22 protein-coding genes are annotated in these 13247 nt (G+C 60.2%); 3 read left to right on the forward strand and 19 right to left on the reverse strand.

Features of this window, described 5'->3' with window-relative positions; translation table 11 throughout:
- Positions 1–58: 58 nt before the first annotated feature.
- The 5 genes from NKH01_RS01840 to NKH01_RS01860 form a co-directional block, all read right to left on the reverse strand.
- Positions 59–1120, reverse strand: a complete 1062-nt coding sequence (locus NKH01_RS01840; RefSeq protein WP_353018664.1) for a tyrosine-type recombinase/integrase — start codon at positions 1118–1120, stop codon at positions 59–61.
- A gap of 2 nt (positions 1121–1122) precedes the next feature.
- Positions 1123–1521: a winged helix DNA-binding protein gene (locus tag NKH01_RS01845; protein WP_353018666.1), complete on the reverse strand. Its 399-nt coding sequence runs from the start codon at positions 1519–1521 to the stop codon at positions 1123–1125.
- Between the two features lie 124 nt (positions 1522–1645).
- Complete coding sequence (locus tag NKH01_RS01850) at positions 1646–2032, reverse strand: hypothetical protein (RefSeq protein WP_352704424.1); 387 nt, start codon at positions 2030–2032, stop codon at positions 1646–1648.
- 57 nt (positions 2033–2089) lie between these two features.
- Positions 2090–2497 (reverse strand): helix-turn-helix domain-containing protein, encoded by a 408-nt coding sequence (locus NKH01_RS01855; RefSeq protein WP_353018668.1) that lies wholly within the window; start codon positions 2495–2497, stop codon positions 2090–2092.
- Positions 2498–2590: 93 nt separating this feature from the next.
- Positions 2591–3043, reverse strand: a complete 453-nt coding sequence (locus NKH01_RS01860) for a helix-turn-helix domain-containing protein (RefSeq protein WP_353018669.1) — start codon at positions 3041–3043, stop codon at positions 2591–2593.
- 52 nt (positions 3044–3095) lie between these two features.
- Here NKH01_RS01860 and NKH01_RS01865 point away from each other — a divergent pair, with 52 nt between their 5' ends.
- Positions 3096–3347: a hypothetical protein gene (locus NKH01_RS01865; protein WP_353018671.1), complete on the forward strand. Its 252-nt coding sequence runs from the start codon at positions 3096–3098 to the stop codon at positions 3345–3347.
- A 6-nt stretch (positions 3348–3353) separates the two neighbouring features.
- Here the strand turns inward: NKH01_RS01865 and NKH01_RS01870 are convergent, their stop codons facing one another.
- From NKH01_RS01870 to NKH01_RS01900, 7 genes are all read right to left on the reverse strand, one after another.
- Entirely contained in the window at positions 3354–3515 is a 162-nt protein-coding gene (locus NKH01_RS01870) for a hypothetical protein (RefSeq protein ID WP_353018673.1), read from the reverse strand.
- Positions 3512–3682 carry a hypothetical protein gene (locus NKH01_RS01875; protein WP_353018675.1) on the reverse strand — a complete coding sequence of 57 codons (171 nt, stop codon included), beginning with the start codon at positions 3680–3682 and terminating at the stop codon, positions 3512–3514. Before NKH01_RS01875 ends, NKH01_RS01870 begins: the two co-directional genes overlap by 4 nt.
- Positions 3679–3915 carry a hypothetical protein gene (locus tag NKH01_RS01880; RefSeq protein ID WP_352704414.1) on the reverse strand — a complete coding sequence of 79 codons (237 nt, stop codon included), beginning with the start codon at positions 3913–3915 and terminating at the stop codon, positions 3679–3681. The genes NKH01_RS01875 and NKH01_RS01880 overlap by 4 nt, the downstream gene beginning before the upstream one ends.
- Positions 3916–3993: 78 nt before the next feature.
- Positions 3994–4323 carry a hypothetical protein gene (locus NKH01_RS01885; RefSeq protein ID WP_353018677.1) on the reverse strand — a complete coding sequence of 110 codons (330 nt, stop codon included), beginning with the start codon at positions 4321–4323 and terminating at the stop codon, positions 3994–3996.
- Complete coding sequence (locus tag NKH01_RS01890; protein WP_353018679.1) at positions 4320–4484, reverse strand: hypothetical protein; 165 nt, start codon at positions 4482–4484, stop codon at positions 4320–4322. The genes NKH01_RS01885 and NKH01_RS01890 overlap by 4 nt, the downstream gene beginning before the upstream one ends.
- Positions 4481–4681, reverse strand: coding sequence for a hypothetical protein (locus NKH01_RS01895; RefSeq protein ID WP_353018681.1), 201 nt, complete (start codon positions 4679–4681; stop codon positions 4481–4483). Before NKH01_RS01895 ends, NKH01_RS01890 begins: the two co-directional genes overlap by 4 nt.
- Before the next feature lie 128 nt (positions 4682–4809).
- Complete coding sequence (locus tag NKH01_RS01900) at positions 4810–5595, reverse strand: GP88 family protein (RefSeq protein ID WP_353018682.1); 786 nt, start codon at positions 5593–5595, stop codon at positions 4810–4812.
- A 1103-nt stretch (positions 5596–6698) separates the two neighbouring features.
- On the opposite strand from NKH01_RS01900, the gene NKH01_RS01905 reads away from it, so the two are divergent.
- The gene (locus NKH01_RS01905; protein ID WP_353018684.1) at positions 6699–6896 is read left to right on the forward strand and encodes a hypothetical protein; all 198 of its coding nucleotides are present in this window, start codon (positions 6699–6701) and stop codon (positions 6894–6896) included.
- Positions 6897–6902: 6 nt separating this feature from the next.
- Complete coding sequence (locus NKH01_RS01910) at positions 6903–7148, forward strand: DUF982 domain-containing protein (protein ID WP_353018685.1); 246 nt, start codon at positions 6903–6905, stop codon at positions 7146–7148.
- Positions 7149–7365: 217 nt separating this feature from the next.
- On the opposite strand, the gene terL is transcribed toward NKH01_RS01910, so the two are convergent.
- The 7 genes from terL to NKH01_RS01945 form a co-directional block, all read right to left on the reverse strand.
- On the reverse strand, positions 7366–9090 hold the full coding sequence (gene terL / locus NKH01_RS01915; RefSeq protein WP_353018686.1) for a phage terminase large subunit: 1725 nt from the start codon (positions 9088–9090) through the stop codon (positions 7366–7368).
- A 101-nt stretch (positions 9091–9191) separates the two neighbouring features.
- Entirely contained in the window at positions 9192–10676 is a 1485-nt protein-coding gene (locus NKH01_RS01920) for an SGNH/GDSL hydrolase family protein (RefSeq protein WP_353018688.1), read from the reverse strand.
- 14 nt (positions 10677–10690) lie between these two features.
- Positions 10691–10948: a hypothetical protein gene (locus NKH01_RS01925; RefSeq protein ID WP_352704398.1), complete on the reverse strand. Its 258-nt coding sequence runs from the start codon at positions 10946–10948 to the stop codon at positions 10691–10693.
- The gene (locus tag NKH01_RS01930; protein WP_352901394.1) at positions 10949–11215 is read right to left on the reverse strand and encodes a DNA packaging protein; all 267 of its coding nucleotides are present in this window, start codon (positions 11213–11215) and stop codon (positions 10949–10951) included.
- Entirely contained in the window at positions 11212–11388 is a 177-nt protein-coding gene (locus tag NKH01_RS01935; RefSeq protein ID WP_352901397.1) for a hypothetical protein, read from the reverse strand. The genes NKH01_RS01930 and NKH01_RS01935 overlap by 4 nt, the downstream gene beginning before the upstream one ends.
- A 32-nt stretch (positions 11389–11420) precedes the next feature.
- Entirely contained in the window at positions 11421–11846 is a 426-nt protein-coding gene (locus NKH01_RS01940; RefSeq protein ID WP_353018691.1) for a hypothetical protein, read from the reverse strand.
- On the reverse strand, positions 11846–13219 hold the full coding sequence (locus NKH01_RS01945; protein ID WP_353018692.1) for a phage tail fiber domain-containing protein: 1374 nt from the start codon (positions 13217–13219) through the stop codon (positions 11846–11848). Before NKH01_RS01945 ends, NKH01_RS01940 begins: the two co-directional genes overlap by 1 nt.
- Positions 13220–13247: the final 28 nt, after the last annotated feature.

Raw genomic sequence — 13247 nt, forward strand, 5'->3', positions numbered from 1 at the left:
AGTTGGTTGCCCCTGAGTGTTGCCTTCGATTGTGCGGGTCTCTCCCGCCTGTCACGCCCTAAGCCCGCTTCTTCACGACCTTGAGCTTTACTGGTGTCGTCATCCGGTCGAGCGCATCGGCCCCGACCTCAAGGTTCTTCGGGCTCAGCTTGACGTACCGCTGGGTGACCAGAAGGCTGGAGTGATCCATCCATTCCTTGATGCGGTTCGCGTCGATCCCCGCGATGGCCAAGCGGCTGGCGCAGGAGTGACGGAAGACGTGGAGTGGCTGGGTCACATCGAGGTAGCGCCCGCCGAGGTGTTCGTAGACCTTGGTGAGCTGGGCCACGGCCCACTTGTATTTGAAGTCGCCGAATGGCCGGTCGACGTTCGTGCTGTGGATGCGGCGGCGCTCCAGGGCCAGGGTGGCGCGCTTGGTGAGCGGGATGACGCCGAACGATCCGTTCTTCCTGTTCTCCAGCCGCAGCCGACCACCGTGGATGGTCTTCCAGTCGACCGTCAGGGCCTCCTCAATGCGCGCTCCGGTGTCGACGAGGAAGATGACGAGGTCATAGAGCTGGTCGAGACCACGGTGCTTTAGGTGGGTGAGGATCGGGTCCTCCTCGCCAAACTCGAAGTAGTTGACCGAGCCGGCGCTCTCCCTGAACTTCTCGCAGTACGGGACGCCGGGGATGATCTCGCGCTGTACGGCGACACGCATCATGGTGCGGCCGGCCGAGACCTTCCGGTTGATGGTTGCGTTCTCGTTGCCGAGCGAGCGGCAGTGGTCGACGTAGCTGTAGAAGTCAGCCGACTTGATCGAGGTGATCAGGCGGGCGCGGCCGAGGAAGTCTGTGAACAGCTTCCCGTTGCGCACGAGGAAGCTCGAAGCCTTGGCGTTCTTGGCCGACCACCGGGTCTTTGTGACCTCGTCGAAGAGATCGCCCAGTGGCTCGATCCGCCCGCCGCCCTGCACCGTGGAGTTGGTGGCCTCAGGCAGCGGGCGACCCATCTTGTCCGCATGGCGAGCGTCAGCCTCCCACGCCTTGGCCTTGGCCTCGGTCTCGAAGAAGGGCCGGTGACGGACACCGGACAGCTTGACGTCGACTTGGAAGCCTTTGCCGCGTGGATTGACTGACATGCTCAGCTCCCTAGGATTTGGATGAGGGTGTTGTAGACGCGGACGCCTCGTGAGGTCAGCTTGACCCGCTTGAAGCGTCTGTCCATGGCATCTTCGTACAGCTCGATGAGGCCGTAGCCGTCGACAAGAGCTGGCACCTGCTTGCCCGTTTGGGGGTCCTTCTGGAGAACCTTCCGGGTCGGGCTAAGTGCGTCGAGGTTGCGAGTGATGGTGCCACCATCGCCAAGGTCGGCGCGCTGGCTATATTCCCTGATGGTGAGGTCAGGCTGGGCCGCAACGTGGAGAAACAGGGCAATCTGGTTGGCCTGCATCTCCTTATTGAGCTTCCGGAACTCTTCGATAAACGCGATGAACTTACGAGCTGTCTTGTTCTCCACAGGCGTAGATATTGTCTTGGTCATGGTCTTGTCCTCTCCCTGCCATAGTCATGGCTTATGTAGGCTTATCCCAGTACCGCATCTTCTGCAACAGCGGAGATATAAGCCCCCGTAATCTCCGCTGTTGCGTCCTAACTAGGCTATCAAACTACGCTGCGATCCGTTCCGCCAGGAGGCTCACAGGGTAGGCGTTCAGCTCGGTGATGCCGCTGTCGATCAGGGCCTCAGGAGCGGCAACCTTGACGACCTTAATGCCGCGTCGGGCTGCCTGATGGGTGAGCCAGAAACCATCGCGCTGGGTGTCCGCGACGGGCTCAGACATCATATCGAAGGCGCTCGGCAGCATCTTGGAGAAATAGCCGAGGACCGTATCATACTCATTAGGAACGTTCGGGCTGTCCCACGGCGAAGCGGGTATCTCAGCCTGAACAGGAGGTGCGGCGGGCTTGAAGGAACCTCCGCTCATAACCGTAAGAGCCTCTGCGATCTGCGAGAGGTGATGAATGATCTGTACTGCATGCACTGCGGTCATCATGCTGTTCTGCTTTCCTGAGGGTGCGAGCGACCCAGAGCGGGGGCTCATGCCGGCTCATTACCGATCGTTAACATTTGTGTCTACGAGTGAACTGTCCACTTTGGACAGGTTAGAAGATGCTTGAATAACGAGCTGCTCAAGCTTCCCATAGAAGCCTTTGACAAGCGGCAGATCACTTCCAATTAGGAGTGGAATCGCTCGCCGGCCGTTTGTGACCACCTTCACCCTGCCAAGCTCCTCAAGGGCATGAATGTGGCGGATCACGGTGGTACGCGGCAGGCTGGTTGCAACAGCGAGAGCAGTCACATCCATAGGTCGCCGTTGGTAGTTCCCAAGTCGGATTGCCATCAGAACGATGTGCATGTCCCGGCTGGTGCCGAGCTTATCAAGTTCGGCGACGAGGCCGAGAACCAGCTCGATAACGGCCACCCGCCTCAATCTTTCCTTGGCTGTTATGTTCGGCATTGGCGTGATCCCTGCACTGGTCCTTTAGAAGGACATAATGCAAGGATGTAGGAGGCGCGAGGTTACCTTCGTAGGGTCTCGCGCCTCTCCTGACTATGCCACCTGCAGGTGGTATCGAGCGTACTTCTGCCCGGTGTGGTCCAGCTTCATCTCGGTGACGATGCTGTGCCCGAGGCGCTTCAGTTCGAGGACGCGGGCCGGCAACTGGCGGCAGCGCAGGACACCCTGGGCTTCCATCGACGTGATTGCACCCTTGCGGCGCAGGAGGTCGAGGACGGCCTTCTGCATGGGTGCGGTGGGTTCCTTCGCGGGAGCCTTGACAGCGGTGACGAGGGTGCAGGCCGACATCGCTTCGGACGACCAGAGGTGCCAACCATTGCGGCGGTCGCTGAAGCTCAGCATACCCGAAAGCGAGATGTTCGAGACCGTGGCGATTTCCACGTTGATGCCCTGCTTTAGGCTTACGGTGTCGCCGATCTGCGGGAGGTGCGTGGCCGAGAAGGCGAAGCCCTTGGTGCGGTCGGCTGCGGTCTTGATCTTGGTCATGTGATGGTTCCTTGAGGTTGATCTTGGGATTGGTTTGGTGCCATATTCAGCGATGGACAAAACGCTCACATGGTTCATCCGAATATGGATTGCTCTGGCGCTTGGGGTGAACGTTGTCGCCATCTCCGGAATGTTCATGGCTAACGGGTTTTGGGGAGGGCTGACGCATGTTCAAGACACCTACAGCCCGTACAACATCATCAATTATGTGATGGAAGTCGTCCTGCTCTCGCCAGCACTGGCCGCTTTCTGGTGGCAGGAGCGGCGGCGAAGCCAGAGACGCCCTTTGACCACGCGCCAGTGATCTCCATCAGTTGAAGCGGGAGCCGACGACTTCCCAATATTGGCCGCAGCGGGTGCGCCGCTTGGTCAGCTTGGTGCCGTAGGTGGCCGGCCGGAACTCGTCGAGGTAGCCACGGAGGAAGGTGAGAGCCTTGCCCTCGTTGAAGAACTGTTCGCTGATGTGGGTCACTCCGGGTCTCCGTTCATGATCGCTTCGAGGGCCGCGATGGCTGCCTCAGGGGTTGAGCCAAACGCATAGATGCCTTCGATCTGCGCGTAGTATTTGATGGCTGGCGTCGGCTCCCAATCAGGGCCGGTCTCGCCGACAATCATTCTCTCGTCGGGTGCCTGGGTCATGCCGCCACCTTCCATGCGGTGATGCGCTCGACCTTCATCTTGCGGACTTCAATCTTGCCGCCGCGACCGGCCAGGACACGGGCGACGATGATGGCTGCTGCCTTCTTGGCGTGGAACCCGAGGGTGACTTGGCCACCACCCGGATACTCCGTGAAGAGGTGCCATTTGTTGCCCCGCTCGGAGCGCTCGGCCATCTTCTGGATGACGTAGGTGGGACGTGGGATGCCTGTCATGGTGATCTCACTTGATGATGAAGTAGAGGGGGATCAGGATGGCGAAGGCCGCGATCCCGGCGAGGATGAGTTCGGTGGTCATTCGTCGTTGTCCTTCTGCTCGCGCTTGTTGCGGCGCTCCCACTCCCTGACGAGGAAGGCGGGGACGCAATCGGGTGGGGTGTTGGTGATCTGGGCGCGCTCGACGACTTCGGTGGGCACCAGAGCGGGACCGGCGACGACCGTGTTGGCCTGCATGACCTCGATCTCGCCGAGCCCCATGAGCCCGTTGAGCAGCGCTGCCAGTTCCTCGCGGCTGTCGATGCGGATGGTTGCGGTGGCGGTGGGTGGTCGACCGAGGGACTTGCGGTGGGCCTCAGCGTCGGCCTTCATGGTGAACCAAGCGCGGGCGACGTTGTAGACGATCATTTGCCTCGTCCCTCTTCCATGGCCTGGGTGACGTGGACCAGCGTGTCCGGCCCGATGATGGTGGCTTGCCGGCCGAACCTCAGGACGGTGTAGCAAGGCCTCAGGTCGCGGTGAGCGAGTGGTGGGGCGACGTCCTGCGCCCCGTTGCGCCAGTTCTTCATGCCGGCTGATCCCACGAGAGATCGAACACGCTGACGAAGAACTCGGCCTCGTACTTGTCGCCCACGGCCTTGACGTAGACCCTGTTGCGGCCGGTCTTCTCCCAGCCCGTCACGATGTACTTCTCGTCGCGGAATGACGTGACCTCGTCGCCAATAGCGACCGGGCGACCATCCTTGTGGAATAGGTGACGGTTCATCATGACCGCACCTCAGCGATGAACGCGGCGACACAGAAGCCAGCGATTAGGGACCAGAGGCCGGCAGCGATTGCGTATTCCATAGCGGAGCCTTTCTATTGATCGGAGAGTGTCCTTTAGCGGAGACGTTAGTCGATAACAAAGCCGGAGCTGTCGCGCTTGGCGTCATTGCCCTTGGCGTAGAGGCCGACGACGTGCGTTGCGCCCTTAGGGTCAAGGAAGCGCATGTCGGTTTCGTCGCCGTCAATCACCTCGACACCCTCAAAGCCATCTGCAGCGGCCATGTAGCTGTCGCGGATTGCCTTGGTGCGGAACACGACGGCGACGTTCACCTTAGACCATGTCGCGGCCATCTTGACGGCGTCGGCATAGGCGCGGCTTGCCTCGCTATAGGACAAGGTGAGCGAGTAGTTGGCCGGCAGCGCCTTAGAGACGCGCTTGTAGACCTTGGTGTAATCGTAGAATTGCACCTCAGGGAACGCCTCAAAGATGGACGCGAAGCGCTGGCCGTTGCGGTAGCAAGGATGCGCGGTTTCCCAAAGGATGTCCGACGTGCCGTTAAGGCGCACGGCTGGCTTAAGACCATGCTTGGCGGCCTTGCGGGCAAAGCGACCGATATCCCGCACCAATTCAGCTAAGAAGGCTTCGCGGCTGGCGAGGTATCGTTGCGTCTTGGCAATGCGCGCCAGATTGATGTTTGGCGTGTAGGAAGCGCGGCCAGCCTTGACCAGACAACCGCCGCCGTGGCTTGGGTCGCAACCGGCGAGTGTCGCCATGCTGCAGAGATTAGCGCCGCCAGCCATGCGGGCCGGTGCCAAGTACATAATGGCGGTTACAAACTCGCCAGCTTTATCGCCCTTGATAGTCTTGGCGTTGCCACCGGAGCGAACCGTTGCACTGTGGAAAGGCTTCATTTGATTGATCCTTTAGATGTTTCTAAGCATGTCCATAAGACAGGCCAAGAAACACCATTAGGGAAACTTGCGTTCCCCTTAGGTGTTTGTTGCTGGCCTAACGTGGTGGCCTCTATATGCTTTCCGATTGCTTCGGCTGTGGTCATCTAAGACCTATTCAGCGCACGGGCCAGCATTTACAGGCCTAGATGCAATCCCTCATGGTCTTAGGTGCCATTCGGTAAACCCCGGTCTTTCCCGGCGTCCGAGGCGACAAACCTCAGGTAAGCCCTTGGTGGGCAGTGTCGGCGTTTCCCTTCTGGCCCGTGGCCCCGGCCGAAGCGCCATCCGCTCCGGTGTTTCTTTCTCCCATAGCGGAGACATCTGCACAAGCGGAGAAAACGATAGATGCGGAGAAATCGACAGATGAGCCCGCAATATCAGGCTAAGCCATTGATAATGCTACAAAAGAAAGTTTGAAGAAATCTTCGATATTCCCTTGGCATGCCGCCACAGCTGCCCGAAATGCCGGTGTTTTGAGCCCTATTTATGAGCCCAAATCGCATTGATTGTGTAATGATATCAGTCACATAGCCGAGGTGCTAAGGCCTTGATTTGGTGCGCCGGTTGCCGACCATGCTTGCCGATCATGCTTGGCTTAGGTGGAAACCGCATGCCTGCCCGCGCGTGCTGTATATGGGCCGGCATTGGTGCAACTGCAGGGTTGTGAAGGTGGGCTTAGGTTGTGCTGATGGTTGCGTTAGGTGAACGTTAGGCAAAAGCACCGATTGGCGAGGGAACGCCTAGGCATTTGTTCCTATGCCCTTCACATGCCCATTTGGAGCCCCATTAGAGCCCGATTAGATGCCCCATGTGCCTTGCTATGGTCCTATGATCCAGTCCGAATGCCTATGAAATCAACAGGTTAGGCGCATGCTGTGGCACAAGCTGTGACCTAGGGTGCGACACAAGGCCAAATCGAGGGGAACCGAAGGGGGTACGGGGGGAGTCGCGCGCTGCCACATATCTGATGGGTCGCTCGGACTTTTGCACCAAACATTCCGGTGCCCTATATGCTTTGCCCGCTCGCCGACGTAATCTGCGCAGCGGGGAAGGAGGGCTTCTTGATGGTTCCTTGGCGTTTCGGTCGGTCTGCGCTCTACGGCTTGATCTATGGTATCTTCGTTGCTTGGTTCTACGCGACCCGCGACGGCTTCGATGAAATGAGGGCGTTGCCGACGCCCATCTTCTGTGTGGTGCTGTTTGTGGCGATTGCCGCAGTCCGAAACTGGTTGGTGGGAGCGAAGAAGACTGGCGTGTGAAGGCCTATGGGTCTCCATTGGTTCTACCCTCCGGTCTGCGTAAAGGGTGATCGAGCCGGCGTGAGGTACGGGATCACTCACGTCGAGGGTGCATCCGAGCATCTCCTCAAGTGGACCAAGAGGGGACCGAAGTGGAACCTAGCGGTGCGCGTATGTGTAGCCGCACTGGCCGATGAGGTTCCCCCTGAGGAGGCCCGTAAGGCATTCCTGGCTGCTGCCAAGGAGGAGAAGATGTTCCTTCCTGATGTCTAGGGTCTCCTGGGTCCCTCTGCCCCCTAAGCCCACCCTGGGGAGAACACCAAGGCAGGCTCAGGTCGGCATCAGGTGGCACTGAAGGGTCACCTTAAGGGTCCCTCTCAGGTTCCACTTAAGGGTAACCTTAAGGGGGAGAACCCTTGGGGTAGGCCTACTGATCACCCTATTCGATCTAAGGGTATCTGAGGGGTACAGCGAGGCTTTAGCCGAGCAGTCAGCGTGTCCCCATCCAGTTGGGACCGGACCTAGCAGACCCTCCTAGGGCATTCTCCATGAACCTAGCCAGCTCCAGGTCCAGCAGTTCCTGCTTACGGGTGTCAGCAGCCACGGTCGTGTTCCGAGACATCCATTCCAGCCAGTAGGCGACACAGCCTGCCAGCGCATCGAGCCTGTCATCGTGTGCCAGGGCACCACGGGCTCTGGTGATCCGGGTCATCTGGTAGAACAGCCGGGTCTTGTTGACCTCGTCAGCCGGTAGGTTCTCTGTGCTGAGGTAGTCCTTCTCGATGACCGTCTCACACACCACGAGCCTGTGCTGGTTCATGATCGGCTCCAGGGTGTCGATGATCCTGGCCTCCTTCTGGGTCTTCGACCACTCGGCATCCTCAATGAGGACAGGGTAGAACACCGCGGATTTGGCCCTCAGGAGTTGGGCGAACATGCCGTCACCGAAGTTGGGCTCGACCTTGATGATGTTGACGCCCTGGTCGCGGGCCGTGGTCAGTATCTTGGTCAGGGTGTCATCGCCGTAGCCGGCCGAGCGCACAGCGCCCATGGCTGTCAGGTAGAGGGTGCCGTGGAGCATCTTGACGACGGCCCAGGCGGTCTCGTCCTTGCCGCGTCCCGAGGGATCGACGAACATGGCTGAGCCCTCGTAATCGAGGTAGTCCTTCTCAATGAAGATCGGGCGGTTGTAGCGGTCACCGGGCAGCCCCACGTTGGGGAGCTTCTCGTGGACCTGTTCAGGGCCTGAGCCCCAGACCACCGACCTGGGAGCCTTCTTGGGGTTGAGCCCCATGACGATCAGGTCGGACAGCTTCAGCGGGAACTTGTCCTCGTCGGAGAGGCTGGTATCCAGCATGAACTGCAGGGAGAAGCCCGAGCGCCCATAGGACAGCTCACGTTCACTCAGGTCGACGTCATTGAACCGCTCAGGGTCGCTGGGGTCACCCACGCGGCCACTGTCGAGGTCCAGCTCGCGGCCGATGATCGGGGCAAGTCTCGAGCCGTACTTGGCGCGGCGCTCCTCGTCGGGATAGCGGGCCGGCCAGATGCGGACGACATAGCCACGTTCGGGCAGCTTGTTGTAGATCGACTGCTCGGTCTGAGGGGTGCCTAGGAAGATGATGCGCCCGCCTGGGGACAGAACCGCGTCGAACTCCTTGATCTGCTCGGCGAGCTTGTCGCGCTTGAGCTGGGTGTCGGAATTGTTCGGGACTTCGATGTCGTCGGCGATGATGTAGTTTGCGCGTGATCCGGCGATCTGGGAGGTGATGCCCAGGGACTTCACAGAGGGGGCGTGGGAGGCAGCAGCCGGGTGGACGTCGAATGCCACCTTGGACATCCGATCGTCGCCCTGTGGCCTCAGGTGGGCCAGCAATTCCATCTCGAAGATGAGACGGAGGGTGAAGGTCGAGAAGTCGTCCGAGCGCTGCTTCGAGGCCGAGATCACGAGGACTTTGGCCTGGGGGTCGCAGTAAAGTATCCAGCAGACGAAGGCCGAGGTGACCCAGGATTTGCCGACGCCACGGAAGGCTTCAATGATGAGGCGCTTCGGGCCGTGCTGAAGGAATGAGGCAATGTCGTATTGAAGCTTCGTGGGCTTCGCGTTGGGCAGGACGTGCTTCCACACGAGGAACAGGAAGTTCCGGAAGTCGTCGCGAATTGGATCTCGTTCCGTCGACAAATGCGTCGAGGAACCAAGGGATTTCTTGGTCATCAAACCTTTCGGAAAGGGGGTAGGGAGCGCTCAGGACGAGCGTTGTGAGCTTGGGGGCTGTGGGGTTGCTGAGCGACCTAGCGCTCGTCCTGAGGCGTCCGTTAAGCCGCTATGAGCGACTCGATTGCAGGCTTGAAGGCGTCTGCCCAAAGCTGCTGGCCGGCATCGTTGAAGTGGACGATGTCGATGTAGTAGTTCGCGGACCAGTAGGCGAACTGCGGGATGTCGAGTTCCACGAGGCGCTCCGCATACGTCGCGTAGTTGGCGCGGAGCCAAGTGTTGTACGAGGTCCGATAGGTCTCCTGCTGCGTGGTCGCGGTGTCCCGGTAAGGGATCGTTGCGGCGATGAGGAGCTGGCTGGCGTGGATGCCGTTCGCGTAGCTCTGGAAGTCAGCGATGAGCTGCGCGTCCGTCCTACCGTTGGTGATGTCGTTGATGCCTGGGCCACCCATGCAGACGATGTTCTTGGTGAACGCTGCATCGTACTGGTTGGTCACGCGACCGGCGACATTCGTCACCATGTTGCTGAGGTACTGACCGCCAACGGCCATGTTGACCGCGTAGATTGGCGTCGACAGCGACTGGATCAGCTTCTTCGTCCACGTCTGGTTCTTGGAGTGGCCAGAGCCCTCGGTCCTGCTGTCGCCGTCGAAGACGACCTTGACAGTGGACGAGGTGACAACGTTGCACTGGGCCTTGAGGGCGGCTTCGACAGCCAGGCATTCGGCATCAGACAGGGCTGCCGGATAGGCAACATAGGCGATGATGTCGAACTCGCCATCGTAGCTGGACGGCGTGGTGGCATTCCACCGGCCGAAGCCCTTGCCGGTCACGTTGCCGGCCGTAGGGGCCGTGCCCACGAGGAACAGAGAACCGTTGACGCCGAACTGTTTGCCGGTCGGACCACCTCTCCAGCGGAGAACATGCTGGTTCAGAGGCGGCACCTTCCGGGGACCCGTACGAGTGTCGTTGAAGGGCGTGGTGTTGTTGCCCCTCAGGCCGACGTTTGCCGTCGTGGTGAACAGCGAAAGGGTCGTCGCATCTGCCGGCATCGAGCCGAAGTAGTTGTCGTTGAGCGAGAAGTTCGGCGAGAGCAGGTAGAACTCGGTGAAGTTCTCTTTGGCGACGGTCGGGCCGGTGGTGCAGGCCGTGAACTTCGAGCTTTGGTTCTGGACCAGTGCGGAGCTGTCGAACGAGATCGACGGTGCGCCGTTGTAGAGGACCTCAGGGAAGACGCCCGGCTGGTTGGCCTTGGTGGCCTGCTCCTGATGGAAGCCATTTCCAGTCTGATCGTACCACTTGCGAAGCCCCAGAGCGCTGGCACCACGGAACGATGTGGCGGCGGCGGTGTCGAAGTATTTCGAGCCGAAGCTGATGTCCTGCTCAACGTCGTCGACGGCGCGCTGCACCCGGATCGCTGGGCCTGAGTAGGAGGCGAGAAGCCTCGTCGTTCCATAGACGACTGCTGGGGCTGTCGAGAGGACCGGCAGATAGGTCGGATCGACAACGACCGGAGGTGGCTCGGCCGGCGCTGCGACCGAGGTAGAGGACCACAGGACGTCGCTTAGGACGCCCCTGAAGAACATGTAAGGGACGCCCATTAGTAGATTGCAGCCACGATGGTGCCCGAGGTGAACTCTCCGGTCTTCACGCCAACGCGGAAGTACCAAGCCGAGCCGGACACGCCCGTCTTCTCAGCGGCAGCCGTAAACTTGTCGATGTCAAACCATGTAGCGGCGTCCTTGGACCGCTGGACGGTCACTGTTGCGACGAATGTGCCGCTGATCGAGACGTCAAAGATGTTGCCGGACTGGATCAGGACGGCGGGGGTGAAGGTGTTCTGTGCGGTGATGTTCACTTAGTGTCTCGCTTGCTCGTCATGTTCAGAGCCGTCGAACGGGAGGCTCGCGGCGATGTCGTTGACCACCTTGTTGGTGTTCGGGGCGACGGTCGTGTTGGTGTCCTTGAGGAACTGTCGGATCACGTTCAGGGAGGCGGCGTCGGGGCTTAGCCGAACGATCTCGCCTTCCTTGTCCATGACAGTCTTGCCCTCGGTGATGAGCTTGCTCAGCTCACCAGCGAAAGCATCGAACAGGGCGCTCAGGGCCTTGTTGTCGGTCTTCATTTGCTGTCCTTACGGAGGATGTCTTTGGTTCTTCCGATGATCTGAACAACGAGCCATATCGTGCCCAGGATTGGGGCGATGATCGCGGCCCCGTCAGACACGGAGTGGAGCATGGGAAGCCAGACAGGGCTCGCGACAGCAGAGATCGCCACGCCTGCTGTGGTGTTGTCCAAGATTGTGTTTCCTACGATGAGATTGGGAGCCATTAGATGGCCTTAGCGAACACCCAGAGGTCGTCGATCTGCTCGGGGGTGATCGAGAAGACGGCTCCCATGGTGTTGATGAGTGGGTGCTTGCGGGAGAATGTGGTTGCCCACTTCCACTCGATCTTGCCCTCAGGGTCGTTGACGAGGACAGCTTCGATGGCATCCTCGGTGATCCCGATGGACTGGAGGGTAAGCCTAAGCTGCCTTGGGGTGATCGAGGGCATCGCCGCGCGGCGCTCCTCAATCGTCGGCTCAGGGGGCGAAGCATACGGAGCTGCGATTGCCCTGGTGGAGGCGTAGAGCTGCCTGCCGAGAGCCTCAGTGTCCCTCTGGGATGCGGTGAAGGGTACCCATCCGTGGACCGAGTGGTTGATCTCCATGTCGATGGAGCCCAAGGCGTTGAACTTCGGGTAGCGGTATTCCATTAGGCAATCCTCACGAAGAGAGTGAAGCGGGGGCGGTTGAGGCCGGTATCGGCCTGGACGCGACCGAGTGCCCTCCACGTCCCTGCAAGAACGCTTCCACCTCTGTTAAGCCGAGGATTGTCGTCTTTGGTGTCGTTGGGCTCGGCTGCAGATAGGACGGACGAAATACCAGCGGGCTGTAGGGACGAGCCTGCGTAGGTCCCGTTGTCAGAAACCCCGCCGTTGAAGATGAAGGCAAACACGGACGACCCAACGGCACCGTAAGCGATGCCAGCGATGGCCGAGGCAACTGCAGCTGAGGTTATTGTAGCGTCTGTGCCGGCCACGCCCTGAATACCCTGGATGCCCTGCGAGCCCTGCGGTCCAGACGGACCAACTGGACCCTGCACACCCTGGATACCTTGGTCGCCCTTGGATGCCACGAGGTTCCAGTAGGTCGCATTGGTCGGGAGGTTACCAGTCGAGGCCAGGATGTTGATGTAGGCCGCGCCGTTGTAGGCGACGACATCCTTCGGGGTGTAGGCCGTCGGGCCTGCGTAAGCGCCACGCCAGATCATCCCCGGGGTGCCTGCGGCTCCGGTTGCACCAGCCGCGCCCTGCGCACCAACTGGGCCTTGAATGCCTTGGATGCCCTGAGCGCCGGCACCAAAGGCGATCCCTGCGGACCAATCTCCTGAGGTTGCGCTGAGCTTCCAGTAGAGAGTGCCCGTTTGGATATCGAGATAGGAGAAGCCAAGAGCCTGAGCGTTGAACGCAGAGCGGCCTGCGGTCAGACCTTTGCCATCCGGGGAGTAGTTGTCGCCGGCTGGACCTTGTGGACCTTGAAGGCCCTGCGTACCCTGAGGACCCACTGGTCCTGGGGCACCTACATCGCCCTTGTCACCGGTCTCACCCTTGGGCATGTCCGCCGGGGAGTAGGCGCGGAACTGGCCGTCTGCGTCGAAGCCAAGTGCGTTGTTCCGGCGGCTTTCGATGGATGGGAACTCCAGGGCCACGCGGCCTGCGTCACTGTCGGGAGGCACGAGAGCGCTGGCCTTCACAAGGAGAGCTGCGTCGGCCGCTTCCTGCGCCACATACATGGCCTGGAGGGACTGCCGATTGAGGTCCACCGAGCGGAGGGATGTACCGTCGCCAATGGTGACCAGGGGGCTGTCGCCGGGTGTCTCGCGGGCGATCTTGATCTTACCAGCGAGCGTCGGAAGGGTGGTGTTGGTACGGATGGAGAAAGGCCCAACCCACGCGAAGTCGCCGTAGCCGACACCATCAACATAGACCTTGACGTGGTCTCTGGAGAGGTACGGGAAGCTGAAGGTGAAGTCCCTCGTGACGCCATCGGCATCATAGAAAACGAAGGACTTGATTGGTGAGGTCATTGTGATCCTTGAATAGAAAATGGCCCCC

It is taken from the genome of Mesorhizobium sp. M1403 (assembly GCF_040317695.1).
Lineage (GTDB): Bacteria > Pseudomonadota > Alphaproteobacteria > Rhizobiales > Rhizobiaceae > Mesorhizobium.

Coding starts and splice junctions, on each gene's coding strand:
- NKH01_RS01940 (WP_353018691.1), bottom strand. CDS start 11,846: ATGGAATACCGCTACCCGAAGTTCAACGCCTTGGGCTCCATCGACATG.
- NKH01_RS01865 (WP_353018671.1), top strand. CDS start 3,096: ATGGACAAAACGCTCACATGGTTCATCCGAATATGGATTGCTCTGGCG.
- NKH01_RS01855 (WP_353018668.1), bottom strand. CDS start 2,497: ATGCCGAACATAACAGCCAAGGAAAGATTGAGGCGGGTGGCCGTTATC.
- NKH01_RS01860 (WP_353018669.1), bottom strand. CDS start 3,043: ATGACCAAGATCAAGACCGCAGCCGACCGCACCAAGGGCTTCGCCTTC.
- NKH01_RS01900 (WP_353018682.1), bottom strand. CDS start 5,595: ATGAAGCCTTTCCACAGTGCAACGGTTCGCTCCGGTGGCAACGCCAAG.
- NKH01_RS01880 (WP_352704414.1), bottom strand. CDS start 3,915: ATGACAGGCATCCCACGTCCCACCTACGTCATCCAGAAGATGGCCGAG.
- NKH01_RS01875 (WP_353018675.1), bottom strand. CDS start 3,682: ATGACCCAGGCACCCGACGAGAGAATGATTGTCGGCGAGACCGGCCCT.
- NKH01_RS01845 (WP_353018666.1), bottom strand. CDS start 1,521: ATGACCAAGACAATATCTACGCCTGTGGAGAACAAGACAGCTCGTAAG.
- NKH01_RS01885 (WP_353018677.1), bottom strand. CDS start 4,323: ATGATCGTCTACAACGTCGCCCGCGCTTGGTTCACCATGAAGGCCGAC.
- NKH01_RS01945 (WP_353018692.1), bottom strand. CDS start 13,219: ATGACCTCACCAATCAAGTCCTTCGTTTTCTATGATGCCGATGGCGTC.
- NKH01_RS01895 (WP_353018681.1), bottom strand. CDS start 4,681: ATGAACCGTCACCTATTCCACAAGGATGGTCGCCCGGTCGCTATTGGC.
- NKH01_RS01910 (WP_353018685.1), top strand. CDS start 6,903: ATGGGTCTCCATTGGTTCTACCCTCCGGTCTGCGTAAAGGGTGATCGA.
- NKH01_RS01920 (WP_353018688.1), bottom strand. CDS start 10,676: ATGTTCTTCAGGGGCGTCCTAAGCGACGTCCTGTGGTCCTCTACCTCG.
- NKH01_RS01930 (WP_352901394.1), bottom strand. CDS start 11,215: ATGAAGACCGACAACAAGGCCCTGAGCGCCCTGTTCGATGCTTTCGCT.
- terL (WP_353018686.1), bottom strand. CDS start 9,090: ATGACCAAGAAATCCCTTGGTTCCTCGACGCATTTGTCGACGGAACGA.
- NKH01_RS01840 (WP_353018664.1), bottom strand. CDS start 1,120: ATGTCAGTCAATCCACGCGGCAAAGGCTTCCAAGTCGACGTCAAGCTG.
- NKH01_RS01890 (WP_353018679.1), bottom strand. CDS start 4,484: ATGAAGAACTGGCGCAACGGGGCGCAGGACGTCGCCCCACCACTCGCT.
- NKH01_RS01850 (WP_352704424.1), bottom strand. CDS start 2,032: ATGATGACCGCAGTGCATGCAGTACAGATCATTCATCACCTCTCGCAG.